Below are 22,645 nucleotides of genomic sequence, written 5' to 3' on the forward strand. Positions count from 1 at the left end.
GGTCGCTTTCTCTTTTTTCAATTGCTCAATACCCTGATGATCCATTTCATCTGTATTGATGGCATCATGTATGGATTTCAATTCGAATTTACCATCATTCATTTGAAAGAGATACTGATCCTGTCTTTTATCTATTACATCGGTTTCTTAGTGAGTTATTTGAAAAATATCAAGACTAAAAGCTAAGGCGTTCACGTTTTCCGTCAACGTCTTTTTTATAATCGCTTCTAGCCATCATAAAACAAGGCGTCAGCCTCGTCAAAAAAGCAGTCACTCAAACGCGACTGCTTTCTATTCGTAGACACTAAAATCGTACTCTGTACTATGTTAAGAAGAAAAATTGCTACCGCGACATTCTATCGACAGACAATAAAATGTGACGTCAATCACAGGATAAAGAAAACCGCCTACCGGCGGTTCTCATTTCGTCACCTAAAACGCGACATTTAGTCGCATAAACAGAAAAGTCGCTGCCGCGACTTCTGATTCACAGACAATAAAACGAGGCGTCAGCCTTGCAAGGAAAAAGCAGTCGGCAACCGACTGCTTCCTATTTCTATACCATAAAATGTGACGCCAGTCACATTTTATCCACCCAGATAGGCTTTCCTTACTTCATCAGAGGCCAGGAGCTCTTGTCCTGTACCAGACAGAACGATTTTTCCTGTTTCCAAAACATAACCACGGTCAGCGATGGAGAGGGCCTTGTTAGCATTCTGCTCAATGAGGAGAACAGTTGTCCCTTGTTTTTGGATGTCTTGGATGATGTCAAAGATTTCCTGGATGAAAATCGGTGCCAGACCCATAGACGGCTCGTCAAGGAGCAAGAGCTTAGGCTGGCTCATGAGAGCCCGCCCCATGGCCAACATCTGCTGCTCACCACCTGACAGGGTGGCGGCGTCCTGGTTCTTCCGCTCTTCCAAACGTGGGAAGCGGGCGAAGATTTTTTTCAGGTTTGCCTGGTTTTCCTCACGGTTGTTCTTGAGGAAGGCACCCATTTCCAGGTTTTCCATAACGGTCAGACCGGCAAAGACGTGACGGCCTTCTGGCACCTGAGCCAGACCGTCTGCCACGATTTTACGAGCAGGAACTTTTTGGATTTCATTGCCCAAATAAGAAATGGTTCCTGAACTTGGGCGAACCAGACCAGAGATGGTCCGCAGGATAGAGGTCTTACCAGCACCGTTGGCACCGATAAGGGTCACGACTTCTCCCTCGTTAACATGGAAGGAGACGTCCTTAACGGCCTCGATAACGCCGTACTGGACAGATAGGTTGTCAACTTTCAACATAGACATTAGGCTTCACCTCCCAGATAGGCTTCGATAACACGTTTATTGACCTTGATTTCCTCTGGCGTGCCGTGGGCAATCAAGCGGCCGTATTCCAGCACATAAATCCGCTCGGTGACTTCCATAACCAGGCTCATGTCGTGCTCAATCAGGATGATGGTGATGCCGAACTGGTCCTTGATTTGACGAATCAGAGCGGTCAATTCAGCCGTTTCCTGAGGGTTCATACCTGCCGCTGGCTCGTCCAAGAAGAGAATCTTAGGCTTGGTGGCCAGGGCTCGAACGATTTCCAGACGGCGTTGCTGGCCGTAAGGCAGGTTCTTAGCCAGGGTATCCGCATCCGTGTCCAGACCAAAGATGGCCAAGAGTTTGAGAGCTTCTTCTTTCAGCTCTGCTTCATGGCTGTAAAACTTTGGCAGACGCAGGAAGGATGCCAGCAGGTGAGGCTTGGTCTGGTTGCCCAGACCGATCAGAACATTTTCCAAAACGGTCATGTTCTTAAAGAGACGGATGTTTTGGAAGGTCCGAGACAGACCAAGGCTGGCAATGGTATAAGGTGCTTTGCCATTTAACACCGTCCCGTCAAGCGTGACCGTGCCCTCACTAGGCTCATAAACGCCCGTCAGGAGGTTAAAGAGCGTGGTCTTACCCGCCCCGTTAGGGCCAATCAAGCCGACCAGCTCGCCCTCATGGAGCTCCATGGTCACATCGCCGACAGCGGTCAGACCACCGAAATGTTTAGTTAGGTTTTTAACCTCTAAGAGTGCCATCTACTTGCCCTCCTTTTTCTTGAAAAATGAGCTGAGCTGCAACTCTTTGGTCCCCAGAAGACCGCCTGGACGGAAGACCATGACAAGAATCAAGGCCAAAGAGTAAATAATCATCCGCAGGTCAGAGACACTTTGGAGGAACATGTTGAGCGTGCCCAGAACCCCAGCCGATACCATGGTACCAGTCATGGAACCCAGACCGCCAAATACCGCCACAATCAAGTACTCGATGGACCGCAGGACGCTGAAGTCCTTAGGAACGATGGTCCCGATGTAGCCCACATAGAGCGAACCAGCAACGGAAGCCGTCATGGCCGCAATCACAAAGGTGATGACCTTGATTTTGGTGGTGTTGACCCCCATCGATTCGGCCGCAATCTCGTCCTCACGAACTGAGATGACCTCACGCCCCATAGGGCTTCTCAGGAAGTTCATGACCAAAACGGTAATCAGAACCACAGCCACAAAGACCGTCTGCCAGCTGGTGTAGGGCAGAACCCCAGAAATACCAGCCGCACCGTTGGTCAGGCTGCCACCGTTGATGATGGCAATACGGATAATCTCCGCCACACCCAGGGTCGCAATGGCCAGATAGTCACCCTTCAACCGCAAGGTTGGGATACCAACTGCCAAGGCCACCAGACCAGCAACAATCATCCCAACCAACATGGACAGGTAGTAACCAGCATAGGTTGGCATGGAGCGGGTCAGAATAGCTGTCGTATAGGCACCGATGGCCATAAAACCAGCCTGACCCAGAGAGAATTGACCAGAGAAACCAAGAATCAAGTTGGTTCCCAGAGCCATGATCATGGAAATCCCAATTCCCATCAGAATCTGCAAGTGGTAAATCCCCAGAACACCGCTGGCTGCCAAGGCCTGAATAATGACGAAAAGGCCGATAATCAGACCCAACCAAATCAGGTTGACTTTAAGATTTTTTTTCATCTTACACCTTCTCCTTCACATTTTTACCAAGGATACCCGCTGGTCGAACCAGGAGAATCAAAATCAAGATGCCGTAAACCACCGCATCCCGGTAGCTAGATAGACCGATGGAAACAGAGAAGGTTTCCAAGAGACCGATGATGAAGCCACCCAGAGCCGCACCAGGGATAATCCCGATACCGCCCAGAACGGCTGCTACGAAGGCCTTAACCCCAGGCACCATGCCCATCAGCGGGTCAATGGAATTGTAGTAAAGGCCAATCAGGACACCAGCTGCACCTGCCAGGGCAGAACCCAGAGCGAAGGTAAAGCTGATGGTCGAGTTAACGTTAATCCCCATGAGCTGAGCGGCATCGCTATCCACCGAAACGGCCCGCATGGCCTTACCCATCTTGGTCTTCTTAACGATGAACTGCAAGAGGACCATGAGGGCCAAAGAAACCCCCAGAATGGTCAGCTGAACGTTGGTAATGGAGAAGAGGCCCAGGTCATACTTAACCGTCTCCAAAGCCTGCGGGAAAGCCCGCACATTGGCTGAGAAGAGGTAAACCATGCCGTACTCCAGGAAGAAGGACACCCCGATAGCGGTAATCAGAGCCGCAATCTTGGTGGAATTTCTCAGAGGACGGTAGGCCAGAAACTCAATCAGAACCCCGATAGCTGCCGTCAGGGCCATGGCCAAAATCAGGGCCACAAAGAAATTGAGCTTGAGCTGGTTGATCAGATAGTAGCCGATAAAGGCCCCCATCATGTAGAGGTCACCGTGGGCGAAGTTAATCAGGCGGATAATCCCGTAAACCATGGTGTAACCCAGGGCCAGAAGGGCGTAAACCGATCCCAGAATCAGCCCGTTGACAAGTTGTTGGAGCATAAGTCACCAATCTTTCTATTTTTTTGGTCATAGCCCAGCTGGTCAGTCTTTTCAGAAAAGACTGACAAATCAGCTAGAGCTAACTTTACTATTATACCAGCTAAGAGGCTGGATGTCAGCTCCAGCCTCTTAGAATCTTTATCTTATGGTCATACTGACTTAATCAGCTTATTTAACCTCAACCACTTCGGCAGTTTCTTCTTTACCGTCTTTCAAACCAACCATGATAGCTGATTTAACTGGGTTGTGTTTCTCATCGATGGTCATCTTACCAGTTACACCGGCAAAGTCCGCCAACTTAGCCAAGTTAGCTGCCACTTCTTGAGACGATTTGGCACCCTTAGCTGCTTCAGCAATCATGTTAACAGAGTCATAAGCAAGGGCTGCAAACATGTTTGGCTCTTCACCGTATTTCTTCTTGTAAGCCTCAACGAAGGCCTTAGCTTGGTCAGAAAGCTCAACCTTGGTTGAGTAACCAGAAACGTAGAAGACATTGTTGGTGTTAGCCGCACCAGCTGATTCGATGAACTTAGCGTCAGCAAATCCGTCAGGACCAAGGATTGGCTTGTCGATCCCCATCTCACGGGCTTGCTTAGTGATCAAACCAGTCTCAGTGTAGTAACCTGGCATAACGATGGCATCGAAACCTTTATCTTTGAGCTTGGTCAAGGCAGCTTGGAAGTCCTTGTCACCTGATTGGAAGGTTTCTTCCGCAAGGATTTCACCCTTGTAAGTCGCTTTGAAGGTGTCTGCGATACCCTTAGCATAGTCACTTGAGGCATCGTAGTAAAGGACAACCTTCTTAGCTGACAAGGTGTTATCAGCATACTGGGCCAAGACTTGACCTTGGAAGCTGTCTTGGAAGGTGGCACGGAAAATGTACTCTTTAGCACTTCCATCAGCGTTAACCGTCAAGCTGTCCTTGGTACCAGAAGGAGTTACCAGTGGCACACCAGCAGCAGTCACGTTTGGTGCAGCGGCATCCACCGCACCTGATGTTGCAGGACCAACTACGGCAACAACCTTGTCTTGAGTGGCCAAGCTGGTTGCAACAGTAGCTGCTTCAGCTGTTTCAGACTTGTTATCTTTAGAAACAACTTCGATTTTCTTACCGTCGACACCACCAGCTTCGTTAATCATCTCAACCGCCAGGTCAGCACCGTTTTTCTCAGCAGCACCGTAAGCTGCTACGGCACCTGAAAGCTCCAAGTTGTAACCAAGTTTGATAGTCTCCGTCACTTCTGTACCAGCGGCATTAGCAGAACCAGCTGGAGCTGCTGACGGGGCAGCACCACAGGCAGTCAAGACAGCGGCACTGAAAAGGGTATAAGCTGCGTAGGTCAATGTTTTTTTCATGGGAAATCTCCTCAAATCGTTCTATATTTTCTTTTCAGAAATTCATTTACTTTTTCTGAAAAACCACTGCTAACGTGGTATGTTATCAATGATACAGAATTATCAGAAAATTGTCAACCCATATGACCTACTTTTTTTACAAATTTTCTAAAAATTTTTACCGCTGAAGACTTCCCACAAAATCCCGATCAATCTCATCCAGAAGAGAAACCTTGACCTCCTTGACAAACTTGAGTTGTTTGAGCTGCTTGACAGTCTCCTCTACCTCTTCACGGTCGACGTAAAGCAACACATAGCGGCCCTGCTTAGAATGATAGTGAAAATCTCCGAACTTATTGAGCTTTCTGGCTTCACGATTATAGTAAAGGTAGATAAAAACCCCTAAACGGTCTGGATGTAACATAAAACGCCTCCTCTAACTGCTTTTCTCTATCATATCACGATAAGGCCCTTTGGGCAAGTTCTTGGGAAAATAGCCGAGCTGACCAGCAAAAAAGGCTGGAAACCTCTTCCAACCTGCTTAATAGCTCTGCTATTGACCCTCGACGTAGTCAAAACCACGCTCTTTCATGTCGTCAATGCTGCCCAAATCGACAACATTAGTGTAGCCTTTTTCTTCCAAAATGCTTTTGGCTTCCTTGGACTTAACACCCAGGCGGCAATGCACATAGATGGGTTGGTCCTTGTCCTCAGGCAACTCAGCGGTCGCCAAGTCCTCTAAAGGCAGGCTCTGGCTGCCATCAATGTGGCCTTGAGCATAGAGTTCTGCAGTGCGGACATCCAAGAGAAGAGCGTTGGCTTCTAAATCCTTACGGTGTTTTTCAGTCATCTGAAAACCTCCTTTAATCTTTTCTTTAGTTTACAACTTTTTTCCATAACAAACAAGATTTTAGCTCACACCACTGTCTCCTTATGGTATAATAGGGAAAACACCTGAGGAGGACTTATGTTACCAACCAAACTCAACAACTACTACCTCAAGATGGACGAACATGTCCTGACCGTTCCTTATTATAACGAAGAGCGTCGGATTCGAGTTCTCCTGCCCAAAGACTACGACAAGGAAGACTGGGCGAGTTATCCCGTTCTCTACATGCACGATGGTCAAAATGTCTTTTACAGCAAGGAGGCCTTCTCAGGCCATTCCTGGAAGGTCATTCCGACCCTGAAAAACAACCGCCACCTGCCTAAGGTCATTGTGGTCGGTATTGACAACGCTGGGGAAAATCGCCTCCACGAATACGCCCCTTGGATGACTGATGTGGGCAAAACCCCTGAGACGGCCAGTGTCGGTGGTGACGGCATGGCCTACGGGGACTGGGTGGTTAATATTGTTAAACCCTTCATCGACCAGACCTACCGAACCAAGCCTGACCGAGAGCATACCCTGCTTGCAGGCTCTTCAATGGGCGGCATCATCACCGCCTACATGGGAGCTGCCTACCCAGAGGTCTTTGGCAATCTGGGCGTCTTCTCTCTGGCCTCTTGGTTCAGTGAGCGGGATTTCCTCCGCTTCTGTAACAGCCATCCCCTTCATCCCGCCAGCAAGGTCTTTATCCAAGTAGGGACCAATGAGGGGGATGAGATTGATGAGCTCTTTATTTCCAACCTCAACCAGGCCTACATTGATTGTAGCCTGCGTTACTACCAGTCCCTGATCCGGACAGGTCTTGATGTGGACAACATCGACCTCCACATCATGGCCAATGAAATCCACCATGAAAAACATTGGGCCGATCATTTCCTGGAGTTCCTCCAATTCACCCTCAAAGACTAGAACCAGTAAGTGGGGCCCAATCGCTAACCTGCTGGTTTCGATTTTCCCTCGCCTCTCTAATGTTTACGGTTGGGGCTGAAACAGTCCACTAGCCTGTTTCACTCCCACCACCTGTTGGGAAACGGCTGTTTGAGGTGACGAATTGAGCTCGCAACAGTCATAAGAGCTGTAATAGCTAATGAAATCAGCAAAGAAAGGGTCGAGTTGCAAAGAAAAAACCAGGATTTCTCACCTTCAAGGCCGACACACCTTGAAGCACTCAACCACTGCGGCACGTTTAACTCATGAGAAAAGACTAACGAGGTCTGGACCAAGTCCCAGCCTCTTTTTTTCTACCCTAAATCAGAAAAACTCAGCTGCACAAGGTGACAGCTGAGCTATTTTCAACAAATTAATACAAACGGCCCTCTTGCTCCAGCTGACGCAGGAAGAAAGGCATCTGCTGGCGCCACCAGTCCCAATCGTGGGCCACGTCATGGCCCCAGAAGTCGAACCAACCTGGAATGCCCTTGGCCGCAAAGGCCTCTTGTAGGCGTCGGGTGTCGTGAATGTGGGGTTCTTCCCAAGCCCCTTGACCAACAGCCACAATGTAGCGGTTTTGACGGTAGCGGTCGAGGAACCAACTGTCCGTCTGATTCCAGAGGTAGTCAATGGGCGAGTTGTAGTAGGCCTGTTCCTCCCCATGAAAATCTCCTGTGAAAAAACGGACATCATAGACACCTGACAGGGCCACAGCCACGTCAAAGAGGTCTGGGTGACGTAGGGCAAAGTTCATGGTGTGGTAGCCTCCCATAGAACAACCTGTGGCCACTAGGCCACCTGTCCATCCCGTTTCATGGCGAATCAGCGGCACCAATTCGCTAACGATATAACGGTCATAAGCCTCGTGAGCAGCTGCCTTGTCATGAGCAGACTTATAAAGATGAAGCCAAGACTCGCTATCCACCGAGTCAGGGGTATAAAAGCGGAGCAAGCCACGGTCGATAAAGTCCTGGCAGGCCTCAATCATGCCAAAATCGCCGTATTCGTTTTGGCTACCGCCAGATGAGGGAAAGACAATGACTGGCTTACCCGCATGGCCATAGACGTTGAAGGCCATTTCCCGGCCCAGGTTGCCACTCCAGTGGCTGCGTCGTTCAAAATGCATCTGTTACTCCTATTTCTTTTCTTGACTATAAGCGATGATGGCCTGCAAATCAGCCAGGGTCTTGCCACGAATCACCAGGCCAATCTGACCCATGATTTTTGAAAAGACGGCTGGAACCTCTTGGATCGAAATGATGGCTGGACCAAACTTGGATTTAATGTCATCAAGGCTATGAGCGTAGTTCTGATTGCCCTTCCTAGACAGGTAGCCACAGATATAGGACCTGCTGACTTGGGCAGAAAAAGGTTTGCCCTGGACAATATTGACATACTCTTGGAAAATATCAAAGTCGTTAGCGTAGTTCCAGAGGTCAATGGTTGCCCCGCCTGGCGGACGGCAATTGATTTCCAAGGGCAGGAGCTCACCAGTAGCCTTTTTGCGGAAAAACTCAAAGTGGAAAAAGCGTTCCTTAATGCCAAAGGCCTCTACGCAGGCTTGACCCATGGCCACCAAATCTGCTGGTAGTTCCTGACCAACGTACATGAACATGTCCTTGTCCTGGGTCACCATGTTGAGCACCACGTCTGAGTAGGACAGGCCGTCATAGAAAACCACCTGGCCATCACGATCACAAAGGCCATCAAAGGTGATGACGTCCCCGTCAACAAACTCCTCCATGATGTATTCTACCGTCGGATTGGCATAGCCAAAGAAGTCTTCCAGTTCCTGGGCAGTCTTGAACTTATAGGTATCCGATGCCCCTACACCTGAGTTGGGTTTGACAATGATTGGGAAGCCCAATTCCTTGGCCAAGGCCCTAGCATCGGCTGGGCTGGTAAAGACCCGCCCCTTGGCAACATCGAAACCAGCCTGACGAAAGACTTCTTTCATCTGGGCCTTGGTCTTGATGGCCAGCATGTCTGCTGTTTTGTAGCCTGTCACGTTAAAATCTGTCCGTAACTTGGCATCCAACTCCAACCAGTGCTCATTGTGGGACTCGATGCGGTCAATTCGACCGTACTTGTGAGCAAAATAAGCCACTGCTCGATAAACCTGATCGTAGTCCTCCATGTTATCCACACGGTAATACTCAGTCAGGTTATCCCGCAAGCCCTGAGACAGGTCCTCGTAAGCCACATCCGCAACCCCCAAGGCTCGAATGCCAGCCTGCTTGAGCCGATTGGCAAAGGGCTCAAAGTTGGTCGGAAAATGAGGGGATACCAAGACAAAATTTTGTACAGTCATCTTAAAACCTCCTAAATGAAAACTTTTACCTAGTTTACCACAAAAAAAGATAAATTTCCAGATAATTATCTGAAAATATTGAAAATATTATTTCTTTGCTAATTTCAACAGACTTTGTTAGACTAGGTCTATGGACATTCTAAAATTACTCAACACCGTGGCCGGTGAAAACACCTATTTTTTGACCAATGACCAGGCTGTTCTGGTCATCGACCCAGGAAGCGACAGCGACAAAATCGTCGAGACCCTGACCAAGATTGGTAAGCCTGTGGCAGCCATCCTTTTGACCCACACCCACTACGACCACATCATGAGTGTGGATGTGGTTCGGGACCAGTTTGGTCAACCACCAGTCTACGTCTCCGAGCACGAGGCCAGCTGGCTCTACACGCCGACAGACAACCTCTCTGGCTTAGCCCGCCACGATGACATGGCTGACGTCATCATCCGACCTGCCGACCATCACTTTGTCGAGCACCAAACTTACGATTTGGCTGGTTTCCGATTCGAGGTTCGACCGACCCCAGGCCATTCCATCGGCGGCGTTTCCTTTGTTTTTCAGGAGGAAGAGGCCGTCATCACAGGTGATGCCCTCTTTAAGGGAACAATCGGCCGAGCTGACTTGCCGACCAGCGATTTCGACAGCCTGATTTCAGGCATCAAGACCCAGCTCTTCACCCTGCCAGACCACTACACGGTTTACCCAGGTCACGGCATGAACACGACCATTGGCCAGGAAAAAGCCTTTAACCGATTCTTCCAAGATTAGCATTTAAAAACCAGGTTGACAAGATCAGCCTGGTTCTAATATACCTATAAAATCTATTGCAACACAACAAAAAAGCGTTTAGAGAAGTACCTCTAAACGCTTTTGATAGTAGGCTTGAACCCTTATATCTTATTTTTTAAGGTTGTAGAATGATTTCAAACCTTTGTAAGCTGCAACGTCGCCCAATTGGTCTTCGATGCGAAGCAATTGGTTGTACTTAGCCACACGGTCAGTACGTGACAATGAACCTGTCTTGATTTGACCAGCGTTAGTCGCAACAGCGATGTCAGCGATGGTTGAATCTTCAGTTTCACCTGAACGGTGAGAAACAACGGCAGTGTAACCAGCTTCTTTAGCCATTTCGATCGCTTCGAAAGTCTCAGTAAGCGTACCGATTTGGTTAACTTTGATAAGGATTGAGTTAGCAGCACCTTCTTGGATACCACGAGCAAGGTACTCAGTGTTGGTTACGAAGAAGTCGTCACCAACCAACTGAACACGGTTGCCAAGACGCTCAGTGAGGGCTTTCCAACCATCCCAGTCGTTTTCATCCATACCGTCTTCGATAGTGATAATTGGGTACTTGTTAACCAACTCTTCAAGGTAGTCAACTTGCTCAGCAGATGTACGAACAGCAGCACCTTCGCCTTCGAATTTGGTGTAGTCGTAAACGCCACGCTCTTTGTCGTAGAATTCTGATGACGCGCAGTCGAAACCGATCATGATGCCGTTTTCGCCAGCTTCGTAACCAGCAGCTTCGATGGCAGCAAGGATAGTTTCTACACCGTCCTCAGTTCCTTCAAACTTAGGAGCGAAACCACCTTCGTCACCAACAGCTGTTACCAAACCACGAGCTTTAAGGATTTTCTTAAGGGCGTGGAAAACTTCAGCACCCCAACGAAGACCTTCTTTGAAAGTTGGTGCACCAACTGGCATGATCATGAACTCTTGGAAAGCGATTGGTGCGTCAGAGTGAGAACCACCGTTAACGATGTTCATCATTGGAGTTGGAAGAACTTTAGCGTTGAAACCGCCAAGGTAGTTGTAAAGTGGCACTTCAAGGTAATCAGCAGCTGCACGAGCAACGGCGATAGACACACCAAGGATAGCGTTAGCACCAAGTTTACCTTTGTTAGGTGTACCGTCCAAAGCAATCATAGCACGGTCGATACCTTGTTGGTCACGCACGTCGAAACCGATGATGGCTTCAGCAATCACGTTGTTCACGTTGTCAACCGCTTTTTGGGTACCAAGACCAAGGTAGCGAGACTTGTCGCCGTCACGGAGCTCAACCGCTTCGTGCTCACCAGTAGAGGCACCTGAAGGCACCATACCACGACCGAAAGCACCTGATTCGGTGTAAACTTCAACCTCGAGGGTTGGGTTACCGCGTGAGTCCAAGACTTCGCGAGCGTAAACATCAGTAATAATTGACATTAGTACTCTCCTTATGAGTTTAATTTGTTACCTTTTTATCTTAGCATAATTTTAGAAAATAGGCAAATTAAAATCTTTCTTCCCCAAATTTTTTTCAATTTAGGCTATAATAGGGACAAAGGAGACACCATGACAATTGATAAAAAACTCTTGGAGGCGGCAGCTGGCGAGCGTCGTTTCAACCCCGACCAGCACCGCCGTTATTTGGGAACATTGGCCGAGCGGGTCATCCTGTCCATAAGCCTGGCTGACGCTGCAAAACCAGCCATCCAGACAGCTTTTCCCACTATGTTAGAAACCTTACTGGCCAACCACCCTGACCTCCAGGTCAAGCTATCTGACCTTCTGGACCAGAAAGTCAGCATGACCTACCTGAAAACGGCCCAGGACCTGGGCATCACGGCCACCATCGTGGCTGAGGACAAGGCTAGATCCCCCTACGGCCTCATCGTCCACGCCCAAGAGGCAGTTGAGGTCGCTGACCCAGATGTCAACAGGGTCTTTGCTCAGCTATTGGCCCCCAAGGAAGAAAAAAGCCAGAAAAAATCCTTCTGGCAGAAACTCTTTGGTTAAGTCCTTACGGGACAGACCATGTAATAGGTCTTAACTCCTGGAAAGGGCATCTGGTCCAACTGGCCAAAAACCTGAAAGCCATGCTTGATATAGAAGTCCTTGGCTTGATAGGACCGTGTCGTCAAGATAAGTTGCGTGACGCCGTTGTCGCTAGCATACTCTTTCAACTGTTCGAGTAAACGGCTCCCCAATCCTGATTGCTGCAGCTCCGTTTTAACAGCCAAATCCTTGATTTTAATGGCATCATAAGCACGGTCACAAGACATCGCAGCCATCAATTGCCCATCTTCTGAAATGGTGAAAACCAAGGGACCATTTTGTGACTTGTCATTCGGTTGACCAAATGTTTCCAGGTACTGTTGGTCAAAAACCGTCTTAAAAAAAGCTTGTACTGCTGGGTCCAGATTATTCTTAAGCTCTACTGTCATTTTATCACCTCAATTCAACTATCAGACATCTACCTCCTATTCTAAATGAACTGCTCTAAAATTGCAAACCCTACCATAAATCGACACATTCCAGGAGTAGCACTTGACTTATAACCGAAATAAGGACCGAAAGGATAACACATGACTGAACAATGGAACGCTTACCGTGCTGACGGCAGCTTGACCGACCTGGTCCTCTACCGTGACCAGCCCATCCCTGCCGGCCACTACCATCTGGTCGTTGAGGCCATGATTCAGCACACCGACGGCGACCTGCTCCTTGTCCAGCGGGCCAGCACCAAGGCCAGCTACGCCAACCATTGGGAGTGCTCGGCCGGCGGTTCTGCCCTCTTTGGGGAAATGGCAGAGCAGGCCATCAAGCGGGAGGTCTTGGAAGAAACGGGTTTGGAACTGAGCCAACTAGACCTCTTTGACAGCTTCATCAATGAGGAACACCAGTGCTACTTCAAGATTTTCCGAGCCAGAACCAATCAAGACAAAGCTTCTGTCCAGCTTCAAGTGGAAGAAACCAGCGACTACCGTTGGATCAAACCAGATGACTTAGCTGACTTTATGGCTGCCAACAAACTGATTCCAAGGCATGAAGAGACCTTACGGCGACGATTTTTAGACGAAAAGGATTGAGTACCAGCTCAACCCTTTTTTACTAGCCAGACGCCCACCAATAGCGGTCGCCTTTCTTTCCATCATCACGCATCAAACCCAATTCATGGATTTCCCGAACAAAACTCCGACATTTCACAAGGGGAAACGTCTTGTCGTATAACTTTCCATCAAGTCTTGGATAGGTAACAATCTCATAGGGCGGTTTCAAGTCATACCCCAATGGCTTGGCCCGTAAATGCTTTGGCCGAGGGTCTTCGACGACCCACGATAAATCAATAACAACTAGTCCCCACTTTGTCTCCAATTCTTCCTGACTAGGGTTTGGAAAGGTCAACTCTGGGGTCACCGGTGCCCAATACATCTCATAACGTGTCCCTGAAATTGATTTTAGGACAGACATGCCATTCATCAGTCGTTCTCCAACAACTCCATCAACTTATAGAGGTTTGGCTCGTTAATTTGGTGGGGGGCCTGCTCACGCACCACAGGTTTAGCACAGAAGGCCACACCCAGACCAGCTGTTTGAATCATGGGCAGGTCGTTGGCCCCGTCACCCATGGCAATGGTTTGGGAGAGGTCAAGTCCGTTTTCAGCTGCCCATTCCTTGAGCTTGGCCACCTTGGTCTCCTTGGTCACAATGTCTCCGACCGTCCGACCCGTCAGGACACCGTCTGCCACTTCGAGCCGGTTGGCCTTGGTGTAGTCTAATCCCAGCTGGTCAGCCAAACGGTCCACGGTCTCATGGAAACCACCTGACACCACCCCGACCTTGTAACCACGGGCATGAAGCTCGTCAACTAAAGCCTTTGCTCCCAGATGAAAATGGATTTGTTCCGTAACCTGGTCAAAGATGCTGACAGGAAGACCTTTCAGGAGGGCGACCCGCTCAGCCAGAGCGGCCTCAAAATCCAATTCCCCATTCATGGCTCGCTCGGTGATGGCTGCGATTTCTGAACCGAAACCAGCCGCTTCTCCCAATAAATCAATGACTTCTTCCTGAATGAGTGTGCTGTCCACATCCATGACCAACAATCCCTTAACCATGAGCAACCTCCGCTTGTTTTTTCTCTAGTTTACTAAAAAAAGATGAAAAAAGCAGGGAATAGCTCTGCTATTTCCCCGCATAAGGACTAAAACTGAACGTTATCAGACACAAAGCCTGGGATGTCGGTGTTGACCTGCCAGGTCATACCGAACTTGTCTACCACGATGCCGTAGGCCGGGCTCCAAGGGGTCTCCCCCAAAGGCAGGTCGATCCGCTGGGCGTCCTGCTCCAGCTTGCCAAAAATGGCTGCCGCTTCTTCTGCGGTCTCCACCTGGATGCAGGCCGTCATGTTGGTGCCTTGGGCATAAGCATGGCCCGAACCATTGTCAGACAGTTGCAGGCGGATGCCACCGATGTTGAGGTTGGCGTTGAGGACCTTGTCTTTGTCTTCCTCAGGTGTGCCAGGAATGGCCTGACCAAAGGTCGTGCAGGCCACCAACTCCGCCTCAAAAACATCCTTATAAAACTCAACAGCCTCAAGGCCGTTACCATCAGTCACCAAATACAATTCAAGTGCTTTTACCATCTTGATTCTCCATTTTCTAAAAGGTTCAAGCTAGTCTAACCTAAAGTCTTTGGAAAGGCAAGGATTTTGGCTGGTTTTTTGGGGCAATGGCAGAGCTGAACATCAAGCCAAGCTAGTCAATAAACCAACTGAAAAACATGAAAACCTTGCCATTTGCCACAAAACAAGCTATAATAAAGGCAGTTTAAGCAAGAAAGGATTCCTTATGACATTTACTGACTACACCTATACCCGTCCAGACTACGAGGCTCACAAGGCCCAGTTGACTGACTTGATTGCTCAGGTGGCCAAGGCCGCTGACGCTGAGACCGCCAAGGCCGCGGTTGAAGCCATCGTGACGGCTGAAAACACCATCCAAACCCACAACACCCTCTGGAGCATCCGCCACTCCATCGACATGAACGACGAGTTCTACAACGAGGAAACCAAGTTCTGGAACGAATTCGGTCCCCTTTTTAGCGAAGTGACCAACGAGGCCTACAAGGCCATCTTGGCCAGCCCTTTCCGTGCTGAGTTTTCAGACATCCTGCCTGAAACCTTCTTCATGCTGGCCGAAAACAAGGCCAAGATTTTCTCTTCTGAGATCATCCCTCTGTTGCAAAAAGAAAATGAGCTCCAGGACCAGTACAGCAAGCTGATTGCTTCTGCTAAACTGGACTTCCAAGGCCAAACCTATAACCTGCCGCAGCTGATTCCTTTCTATGAGGACACCGACCGTCAGGTCCGCAAGGAGGCAACTGAGACCCGCGCAGCCTTTTTCCAAGACAACCAAGCCGAGTTTGACCGCATCTACGACGATATGGTCAAGGTTCGCCACGAGATTGCGACCACGCTGGGCTTCAAGGACTATGTGGAATACGGCTACCTGGCCATGAACCGTTTGGACTACAACCGTGACATGGTAAAGGTCTATCGTGAGGAAATCCTCAAGCACGTGGTGCCTGTGGTTCAGGAGCTTCGCAACCGTCAGGCCAAGCGGATTGGCGTGGACAAGCTGGAGGCCCACGATTTTGCCTTTGAGTTTCCAAACGGCAATGCCAAACCTCAGGGCAGCTACGATGACATTATCGCTCACGCCCAACACATGTACCGAGACTTGTCACCTGAAACTGGCGAATTCTTCGACTTCATGGTGGACAAGGACCTCTTGGATTTGGTGGCTAAAACCGGTAAAAACAGCGGTGGCTACTGCACCTACATCCCTGACTACAAGAGCCCATTTATCTTCTCTAATTTCAACGGCACCAGCGGCGATATTGATGTCTTGACCCACGAGGCTGGTCACGCCTTCCAGGTTTACCGTTCCCGCTGGATCAAGCCGGTTGAGGTTCTCTGGCCAACCTACGAAACCTGTGAAATCCACTCCATGTCCATGGAATTCATCACCTGGCCTTACATGGACGGCTTCTTCGGTGACCAAACGGCCAAGTACAAGTTCAGCCACCTGGCTAGCACCCTGCTCTTCTTGCCTTACGGGGTCTTGGTGGACCACTTCCAGCATGAGGTTTACGAGAACCCGACCATGACTGCTGCAGAGCGTCGGGCCACTTGGACCCGCCTGCGTGACCTCTACCTGCCAGACCGCCCGCAAGACGATGCCCTCTTCTGGTTTGCCCAAGGCCACCTCTTTAGCTCGCCCTTCTACTACATCGACTATACTCTGGCCCAAGTCTGTGCCCTCCAATTCTGGAAACGGACTCAGATTGACCATGACCCAACAGCCTGGGCCGACTACCTCCACATCTGCGACCTGGGCGGCAGTAAGACCTTCCTGCAAGTCGTAGCGGCGGCCAAGCTCCAGTCACCATTTGAACCTGGTGCCCTTGAGGGAACCGTGGCGGCAGCCAAGGCCTACCTGGACGCTGTCGATGACCTGAGTCTCTAAGGATTTTCTTTTGGGAAATAGCTGAGCTGCTCTGCTATTTTCCAAAAAAAACAAGCAAGACCAGATTTGACGTCTGGTAGGACAAATTCATGAAGAAAACGACGATTTCAGAAAACAATTTTTCAGAGAAGTGTTGCACTTTTTAGATGAAAATTTTGGTATAATTTTCATGAGATTAATAGAATAGTACCTATTATCGAAGTGTTTTCAAGAAAATTCCTGAAAAAATGCATGCAACTAGAAAATGGTTGCATGCATTTTCTTCATGCCTACGGCGTGGACGTCTGGTCTTTTGCGTTTCGTTTGTGAAGAATTTGTGATAAAATAAGGGTATGCGTATCCAACAACTCCACTACATCATCAAAATTGTCGAAACAGGCTCCATGAATGAGGCCTCCAAGCAACTCTTTATCACCCAGCCCAGCCTGTCTAATGCTGTTCGGGATTTAGAAAGGGAGATGGGCATCACCATCTTTATCCGTAATCCCAAGGGCATCACCCTGACCAAGGACGGGGTTGAGTTCCTTTCCTATGCCCGTCAGGTGGTTGAGCAGACCGCCCTTCTGGAGGAGCGTTACAAGAACAAGGGGGCCAGCCGAGAACTTTTCAGCGTGTCTGCCCAGCACTACGCCTTTGTGGTCAATGCCTTCGTCTCCCTGCTCAAGGGGGCTGACATGACCCAGTACGAGCTCTTTTTGCGGGAAACCAGAACCTGGGAAATCATCGACGATGTCAAAAACTTCCGCAGCGAGATTGGGGTCCTCTTCCTGAGCACCTACAACCGAGACGTCCTGACCAAGCTCTTTGATGACAATCGTTTGACGGCTGTTCCCCTCTTCAAGGCCCACCCTCATATCTTTGTCAGCAAGAGCAATCCGCTGGCCAAGAAGAAAAAAGTGACCTTTGAAGACCTGGCCGAGTTCCCCTACCTGAGCTATGACCAGGGCATCCACAACTCCTTCTACTTTGCCGAGGAGATGTTTGCCCACTTGGACCACAAAAAATCCATCGTGGTCAGCGACCGGGCCACCCTCTTTAACCTGCTGATTGGTCTGGACGGCTACACCATCGCCACCGGTATCCTCAACAGCAACCTCAACGGGGACAACATCGTTTCCATTCCCCTGGAGAGCAAGGAGGAGATTGATTTGGTTTACATCAAGCACGACAAGGCTAACCTGTCCAAGATGGGTGAACGTTTTATCCAGCACCTGTTAGACGAAGTCCAGCCAGACAAGGTTCGCCCCACTTATGACACTGAAACGTCCACCTAAAACCAGCCAGAACAAGCCAAAACCCACGATGGAAAGACCATCGTGGGTTTTGTTGTGGGCTCTTAAAAGCCCTTGTATTTTCCTTCTTGGTAGTGGTAACGGTCCAACTTTTCCTGGGCCAGGTCACCCCTGGCTACCGCGACCTTAACCGCACAGGCTGGCTCCGTCAGGTGCCGACAGTCCGAAAACTTGCACCCTTTAGCCAAGGCCACAATATCCTCAAACAAGCTGGCCACCTCCACCGCTTCCTGACGGTCAATCCCCTTAAACCCCGGGCTATCAATCAAGTAGTAGTCCAACTCCTCTAACACATGGAGGGTGGTTCCCGTAGTGGTGTGCCGCCCCTTGCCATCCTTCTTCTTAACCGCCTGAGTCCGCTCCAGGTCTCGCCCCAGCAGGGCATTGAGCAAACTGGACTTGCCCGCTCCCGAAGCACCAATCATCAGCCCGATTTTTCGGGGAATGAGCTGACGCTGAAAGGTTGCAAGGGACTGGTCATCAAAGATGCTCAGGGCTGTAAAGGCAATCTGAGGATAGAGACTGGACAAGTGTGCCAGCTGCTCGTCCACATCTGGACACAAATCTTTCTTGGTCAAGAGAACATGAAGTTCCAGACCCTCCTGGTCAAAAACTAGAACAAACCGTTCCAGCTTGGACAGGGAAAAATTCTGGTCTAGGGCGACCAGGATAAAGAGCTGGTCAACATTACTGGCCAAGAACTGGCTGTCTCTTGTTTTGCGATAGTCTTTCAGGCTCTGGTTGACAGCCTTTTTGACCACCCGCTCCCGCACCAGCAGGTCTGCGATGACTAGTCAGCCCTTGCTTTCTGCCAGTTGGACAAGGTCTCCCACGACATAGGCTGGGTCTCCATAAGCTTTTTTGACGGTCACCAGCTCTCCGCTGGCTAAACCGATTTGGTAGCTCTGCCGTGTTTCCGATACCACCCGTCCTTGGTGTTCCTGACCGTCACAGGGTCCCAATCCATAACACCATTTTTCCATAAAAGCTTCCTAAACGGTCTGCTGAATCTGGTGCATGCGGGCGTAAATCCCGCCCTGGGCCAGGAGCTGGTCGTGGGTGCCCCGCTCGACAATCCGTCCCTGATCCAGAACCAAAATCTGGTCAGCGTGCTGGATGGTGGACAGGCGGTGGGCGATGATAAAGGTGGTTCGGCCCTCCTTGAGGACGGCCATGGCCTGCTGAATCAGCTCCTCGGTCTCGGTGTCGATGTGGGAGGTCGCTTCATCTAAAATCAAGAGTTTAGGATTGGCAAAGAGGGTCCGAGCAAAGGCAATGAGCTGACGTTCCCCGCTGGAGAAGGCCGCCCCTTTTTCAACCACAGGCTCATGAATGCCTTTTTCAAGGCGGGCCAGCATGGGACCAGCCCCAACCTTTTCAAGGGCGGCTCTGATGTCCTCATCCCTGGCCCCCTCCTGGTTCATGCTGACGTTGCTGGCGATGGTTCCCGTAAAGAGATAAGGGTCTTGGAGAACAATCCCCATGTGGCTCCGCAGGCTCTCCCGTGAAAACTGGCTGATGTCCTGACCATCGATGCAAATCTGACCTGCCTTGGGGTCATAAAAACGATAAAGCAGGTTCATCATGGAAGACTTGCCTGAGCCCGTGTGGCCAACCAGAGCAATGGTCTGGCCTGGCTCCGCGGTCAGGTTGATGTCAGACAGGGTGGCCTTGCCATCCTCGTAGGCAAAGGCAACCTGTTCAAAGGTCACCCGACCCTGGTCAACCACCAGCTGGTCAGCCTTATCAACTTCCACCTCTTCCTGCAAGAGGGTAAAGACCTTGCGGCCAGTTTCCAGCGACCGCTGGATGTTGGGGTATCGTCTTGTCAGGAGACCCATGATGTCAAAGAGGTCCAAGAGATAATTGAGGTAGAGAAAAAGTTGACCGACCGACAGGTTGCTCTGACCAGCCACAAACTGGTAGCCAACCAGGGCTAGAACCAGAGCCACCACGGCATTTCGGAAGAATTCGGTCAGGGGCCAACCAGCCAAGGAATTGGCCTTCATCTGCTTGATTTCAGCCAGTCGCATCTGGCCGATGGTCTCTTCAAACTCAGCTAAGGCCGTGTCTTGCTGGCCAAAGACTTGAATGATGCCGATACCGTTCATGACCTCGTTGACCTGGCTGTTGACCTGGCTTCTGGCCTCGAAATAATCCTTGACCGGCTTATCCGTCAGCTTTTTGTAAACAAACTGGATGCCATAGAAAATCGGCAAAAGAGGCAGGAGGGCAAAGCCAACTGCTGGATTGACCCAAAAGATAATCCCGTAGGTCAGGACCAATTTGAGCAGGTTAAAGGTCACAAAGACCAGATTATCGTAAAATTCCGTCCGCAAGGTTTCCGTATCGTTGACAATCCGAGTGGCAATCTTTCCCGCTGGCTTGTCATCAAAATAAGCAATGGGCAAGGCCTGCATGACCGCATAGGCCCGATTTCGCAGGTTCTCAATCACCTTGTTGGAACAATGGTTGAGCAGGCGACTGGCCAAATAGCCCAGACCAGCAGCCACCACCAAGAGGAGCAAGTAAGCCCCCAAGCCCTCTAAAAGGGCTGCTTGGTCAAAGGGCTGGCCTTCTGACAGGGGCTTGAGCTGGCTGTCCACCAAGTTTTTGAGGTGGAGGGGGGCCAGCTGGTTACTGAGCATGCCCAGGAGGTAAATCAAGCTGGCCAGGGAAAAGATGCCTTTAATCTGCTTGATTTCCTTGATTAAATCACGTAAGGTTTTCATTAGCTCTCCTCCTGTCCTTGTTGGCGATTGTACTGGTCAGCATACCAGCCTCCTTGGGCCAGCAGGTCGTCTGGTCGTCCTTCTTGAACAATTCGACCCTCGTCCATGACCAGAACCCAGTCGGCATGATGGACCGCTGACAGGCGATGGGCCACGATGACCGTGGTCTTGCCTGCCCGTTCGGCTTGGATATGGTCGATAATGGCCTGCTCGGTCTTGGCATCGACCGCAGACAGCGAATCATCCAAAATCAAGACCTCTGGCTGGCGTAAGAAGGCTCGAGCGATGGACAGGCGTTGCTTTTGCCCGCCTGAGATGGACACGCCCTTCTCCCCGATTAAGGTCTCCAGGCCCTGGGACATCTGGGCCACGTCTTGGTCAAAGACCGCCGTCGCCAAGGCCTGGTCCAGCTCCTCAGCCGTCGCCTCAGGCTTGCCCACTAGCAGGTTGGCCTTGACCGACTTAGAAAAGAGGGTGTGTTCTTGGGGAACATAGCCGAGCTGGGCTTCCAGATCTCTTATCCGATAGTCGGTGACTGGCCGGCCATTAAGGGTAAAACGCCCACCTCCCAGAGGGTACTGACGGAGAAACTGACGAATCAAAGTCGTCTTGCCAGACCCTGTTTTCCCAACAATACCAACGGTCTGCCCCTTGGTCAAGGTCCAGTTGATGCCATCTAGGGCCAGGCGGTCTGACTGAGGGTAGGAAAAGGTGTAGTTGTCAAAGGCATAGACCTCCGGGGTGCTCACCGTCAACTGCCCATCCTCTTCCAAGCCATCGCTGGTTTCCAAAAGCTCTTTAATCTTGGCAAAAGAGGTCTTGCCCGTCTGATAAGTCAAAATAACATCCGAAATCATCCACATGGGTTCAATCAGCGAGACCATGTAGAGCTGTAAGGCCATGACCTGACCCAGAGACAAGCGACCAGCCGCCAATTCCTTGGCCCCCAGCCAGAGAATGATGATGGTCGATAGACCGATCAGGATGGTGGAGAGGGGATTGTAGAGGGATTGGAGGGCAGCCGTCTTGGTGGCGACCTGTCTCAAATCCTGGGTTCGCTGGGCAAAGGCGGCTTCCTGCACCGCTTTTTTACTGTAAGCCCGTGCCACTCGAACCCCTTCAACCACCTCAAGAACCTCATTGTTCAGCCCTGCCACCGCTTCACGGTTTTCCTCAATCAGCTGGTCTTGTCGGCCAGCAATATGGTAAATCGCGACAGCCATTGCCACCAAAGGTAAAAAGGCCAAGAGGCTAATCCGCCAAGACATGAGGACCATGGTCGGCAGGATAAAGGCAATCATGCCACCGCCGTAAACAAGCGCCATGAGGCCAAAGCCCAACATGTTCCGCAGGCCATCCATATCGGTGGTAAAACGGGTCATCATGTCACCCGAGCGAAAGGCCTCGTAAAAAGGCGTCCGCATGGTCAGGAGTTTGCGAAAGGCATCTTCCTGAAGCCCAAAGCGGAAATCAGAGGCTGTCGCAAAGAGCTTGTAAAACCAAAAATAGGCCGAGCCATAGTTGAGGACAGCTGCCCCAACCAAAATCAAGAGGTCACGCACCAGACTAGCCTGGGTCAGTTGCCCAGCCGCCATCTGATCCACCAGCCCTTGAATGGTCTGGGTCGGCACCAAGAGGGTCACATCATAAACAATTATAGCCACTAACAGCCAGAGATAAAGCCACTTGTGCTGCCACACGTAGCGTCCTAATACACGAAACATCTGTTTCTCCTTTCACGACAAGAAGGTCAAAAACACAACAAAAAGCCCAAGCAGAAAGTCTCTGCCTGGGCACCACTAGTCGGTCAAAAAACCTAGTTTGGTCCACCAAAAAGGAGAGTCTTCTGCGTCAACATAAAACGGTTCAATGCAATTGATTTATTCATGGTACTAGTCTCCTTTCTGATTTCGAACTGATTTTAGGGCTGAACCCTAAAGACTGGTTCAGTTTATCACAAAAACTGCTTGCTGTCAAGGAGCAAC

At 50.1% G+C, this 22,645-nt stretch carries 24 protein-coding genes; 6 read left to right on the forward strand and 18 right to left on the reverse strand.

Features of this window, described 5'->3' with window-relative positions; translation table 11 throughout:
- Positions 1–587 precede the first annotated feature (587 nt).
- From AC3ARB_RS07135 to AC3ARB_RS07165, 7 genes are all read right to left on the reverse strand, one after another.
- Positions 588–1,298, reverse strand: coding sequence for an ABC transporter ATP-binding protein (locus AC3ARB_RS07135; RefSeq protein WP_488319889.1), 711 nt, complete (start codon positions 1,296–1,298; stop codon positions 588–590).
- Positions 1,298–2,062: an ABC transporter ATP-binding protein gene (locus AC3ARB_RS07140; protein WP_488319890.1), complete on the reverse strand. Its 765-nt coding sequence runs from the start codon at positions 2,060–2,062 to the stop codon at positions 1,298–1,300. Before AC3ARB_RS07140 ends, AC3ARB_RS07135 begins: the two co-directional genes overlap by 1 nt.
- A complete protein-coding gene (locus tag AC3ARB_RS07145; RefSeq protein WP_488319891.1) occupies positions 2,063–3,010 on the reverse strand; it encodes a branched-chain amino acid ABC transporter permease in 948 nt (315 codons plus the stop codon). It abuts the gene before it with no gap.
- A gap of 1 nt (position 3,011) precedes the next feature.
- Positions 3,012–3,881 carry a branched-chain amino acid ABC transporter permease gene (locus AC3ARB_RS07150; RefSeq protein WP_488319892.1) on the reverse strand — a complete coding sequence of 290 codons (870 nt, stop codon included), beginning with the start codon at positions 3,879–3,881 and terminating at the stop codon, positions 3,012–3,014.
- Positions 3,882–4,049: 168 nt separating this feature from the next.
- Positions 4,050–5,237: an ABC transporter substrate-binding protein gene (locus AC3ARB_RS07155; protein WP_488319893.1), complete on the reverse strand. Its 1,188-nt coding sequence runs from the start codon at positions 5,235–5,237 to the stop codon at positions 4,050–4,052.
- A gap of 157 nt (positions 5,238–5,394) precedes the next feature.
- Positions 5,395–5,640, reverse strand: a complete 246-nt coding sequence (locus AC3ARB_RS07160) for a DUF2129 domain-containing protein (protein ID WP_488319894.1) — start codon at positions 5,638–5,640, stop codon at positions 5,395–5,397.
- A gap of 129 nt (positions 5,641–5,769) precedes the next feature.
- Positions 5,770–6,066 (reverse strand): rhodanese-like domain-containing protein, encoded by a 297-nt coding sequence (locus AC3ARB_RS07165; RefSeq protein WP_488319895.1) that lies wholly within the window; start codon positions 6,064–6,066, stop codon positions 5,770–5,772.
- A gap of 117 nt (positions 6,067–6,183) precedes the next feature.
- On the opposite strand from AC3ARB_RS07165, the gene AC3ARB_RS07170 reads away from it, so the two are divergent.
- Positions 6,184–7,014, forward strand: a complete 831-nt coding sequence (locus AC3ARB_RS07170; protein ID WP_488319896.1) for an alpha/beta hydrolase — start codon at positions 6,184–6,186, stop codon at positions 7,012–7,014.
- A 391-nt stretch (positions 7,015–7,405) separates the two neighbouring features.
- Here AC3ARB_RS07170 and AC3ARB_RS07175 read toward each other — a convergent pair whose 3' ends face one another.
- Together AC3ARB_RS07175 and AC3ARB_RS07180 are read right to left on the reverse strand one after the other, a co-directional pair.
- Positions 7,406–8,161: an esterase family protein gene (locus AC3ARB_RS07175; RefSeq protein ID WP_488319897.1), complete on the reverse strand. Its 756-nt coding sequence runs from the start codon at positions 8,159–8,161 to the stop codon at positions 7,406–7,408.
- A gap of 9 nt (positions 8,162–8,170) precedes the next feature.
- Entirely contained in the window at positions 8,171–9,346 is a 1,176-nt protein-coding gene (locus tag AC3ARB_RS07180; protein WP_488319898.1) for an ATP-grasp domain-containing protein, read from the reverse strand.
- Between the two features lie 130 nt (positions 9,347–9,476).
- Here AC3ARB_RS07180 and AC3ARB_RS07185 point away from each other — a divergent pair, with 130 nt between their 5' ends.
- Complete coding sequence (locus AC3ARB_RS07185) at positions 9,477–10,115, forward strand: MBL fold metallo-hydrolase (RefSeq protein ID WP_488319899.1); 639 nt, start codon at positions 9,477–9,479, stop codon at positions 10,113–10,115.
- A gap of 129 nt (positions 10,116–10,244) precedes the next feature.
- Here AC3ARB_RS07185 and eno read toward each other — a convergent pair whose 3' ends face one another.
- Positions 10,245–11,552 carry a surface-displayed alpha-enolase gene (gene eno, locus AC3ARB_RS07190; protein WP_488319900.1) on the reverse strand — a complete coding sequence of 436 codons (1,308 nt, stop codon included), beginning with the start codon at positions 11,550–11,552 and terminating at the stop codon, positions 10,245–10,247.
- Between the two features lie 129 nt (positions 11,553–11,681).
- Here eno and AC3ARB_RS07195 point away from each other — a divergent pair, with 129 nt between their 5' ends.
- Positions 11,682–12,125 (forward strand): DUF1694 domain-containing protein, encoded by a 444-nt coding sequence (locus tag AC3ARB_RS07195; RefSeq protein ID WP_488319901.1) that lies wholly within the window; start codon positions 11,682–11,684, stop codon positions 12,123–12,125.
- Here AC3ARB_RS07195 and AC3ARB_RS07200 read toward each other — a convergent pair.
- Positions 12,122–12,553 carry a GNAT family N-acetyltransferase gene (locus tag AC3ARB_RS07200; protein WP_488319902.1) on the reverse strand — a complete coding sequence of 144 codons (432 nt, stop codon included), beginning with the start codon at positions 12,551–12,553 and terminating at the stop codon, positions 12,122–12,124. The two genes, AC3ARB_RS07195 and AC3ARB_RS07200, sit on opposite strands and share 4 nt — an antisense overlap.
- A 141-nt stretch (positions 12,554–12,694) precedes the next feature.
- Here AC3ARB_RS07200 and AC3ARB_RS07205 point away from each other — a divergent pair, with 141 nt between their 5' ends.
- A complete protein-coding gene (locus AC3ARB_RS07205; RefSeq protein WP_488319903.1) occupies positions 12,695–13,198 on the forward strand; it encodes an NUDIX hydrolase in 504 nt (167 codons plus the stop codon).
- Positions 13,199–13,220: 22 nt separating this feature from the next.
- Here the strand turns inward: AC3ARB_RS07205 and AC3ARB_RS07210 are convergent, their stop codons facing one another.
- The 3 genes from AC3ARB_RS07210 to AC3ARB_RS07220 form a co-directional block, all read right to left on the reverse strand.
- Positions 13,221–13,589 (reverse strand): hypothetical protein, encoded by a 369-nt coding sequence (locus tag AC3ARB_RS07210; RefSeq protein ID WP_488319904.1) that lies wholly within the window; start codon positions 13,587–13,589, stop codon positions 13,221–13,223.
- Positions 13,589–14,230 (reverse strand): phosphoserine phosphatase SerB, encoded by a 642-nt coding sequence (gene serB, locus AC3ARB_RS07215; RefSeq protein WP_488319905.1) that lies wholly within the window; start codon positions 14,228–14,230, stop codon positions 13,589–13,591. The genes AC3ARB_RS07210 and serB overlap by 1 nt, the downstream gene beginning before the upstream one ends.
- An 80-nt stretch (positions 14,231–14,310) precedes the next feature.
- Positions 14,311–14,751, reverse strand: a complete 441-nt coding sequence (locus AC3ARB_RS07220; protein ID WP_488319906.1) for a VOC family protein — start codon at positions 14,749–14,751, stop codon at positions 14,311–14,313.
- 205 nt (positions 14,752–14,956) lie between these two features.
- On the opposite strand from AC3ARB_RS07220, the gene AC3ARB_RS07225 reads away from it, so the two are divergent.
- Positions 14,957–16,636, forward strand: a complete 1,680-nt coding sequence (locus AC3ARB_RS07225) for a M3 family oligoendopeptidase (RefSeq protein WP_488319907.1) — start codon at positions 14,957–14,959, stop codon at positions 16,634–16,636.
- A 332-nt stretch (positions 16,637–16,968) separates the two neighbouring features.
- The gene (locus AC3ARB_RS07230; protein WP_488319908.1) at positions 16,969–17,910 is read left to right on the forward strand and encodes a LysR family transcriptional regulator; all 942 of its coding nucleotides are present in this window, start codon (positions 16,969–16,971) and stop codon (positions 17,908–17,910) included.
- Between the two features lie 62 nt (positions 17,911–17,972).
- Here the strand turns inward: AC3ARB_RS07230 and rsgA are convergent, their stop codons facing one another.
- The 4 genes from rsgA to AC3ARB_RS07250 are packed head-to-tail and all read right to left on the reverse strand — an operon-like array spanning position 17,973 to position 22,384.
- Positions 17,973–18,689 carry a ribosome small subunit-dependent GTPase A gene (gene rsgA, locus AC3ARB_RS07235; protein ID WP_488319909.1) on the reverse strand — a complete coding sequence of 239 codons (717 nt, stop codon included), beginning with the start codon at positions 18,687–18,689 and terminating at the stop codon, positions 17,973–17,975.
- A 33-nt stretch (positions 18,690–18,722) separates the two neighbouring features.
- A complete protein-coding gene (locus AC3ARB_RS07240; RefSeq protein WP_488319910.1) occupies positions 18,723–18,911 on the reverse strand; it encodes a hypothetical protein in 189 nt (62 codons plus the stop codon).
- Positions 18,912–18,920: 9 nt separating this feature from the next.
- Positions 18,921–20,660 (reverse strand): ABC transporter ATP-binding protein, encoded by a 1,740-nt coding sequence (locus tag AC3ARB_RS07245; protein WP_488319911.1) that lies wholly within the window; start codon positions 20,658–20,660, stop codon positions 18,921–18,923.
- A complete protein-coding gene (locus AC3ARB_RS07250) occupies positions 20,660–22,384 on the reverse strand; it encodes an ABC transporter ATP-binding protein (RefSeq protein WP_488319912.1) in 1,725 nt (574 codons plus the stop codon). The genes AC3ARB_RS07245 and AC3ARB_RS07250 overlap by 1 nt, the downstream gene beginning before the upstream one ends.
- Positions 22,385–22,645: the final 261 nt, after the last annotated feature.

The organism is Streptococcus sp. ZY171113 (assembly GCF_057748235.1).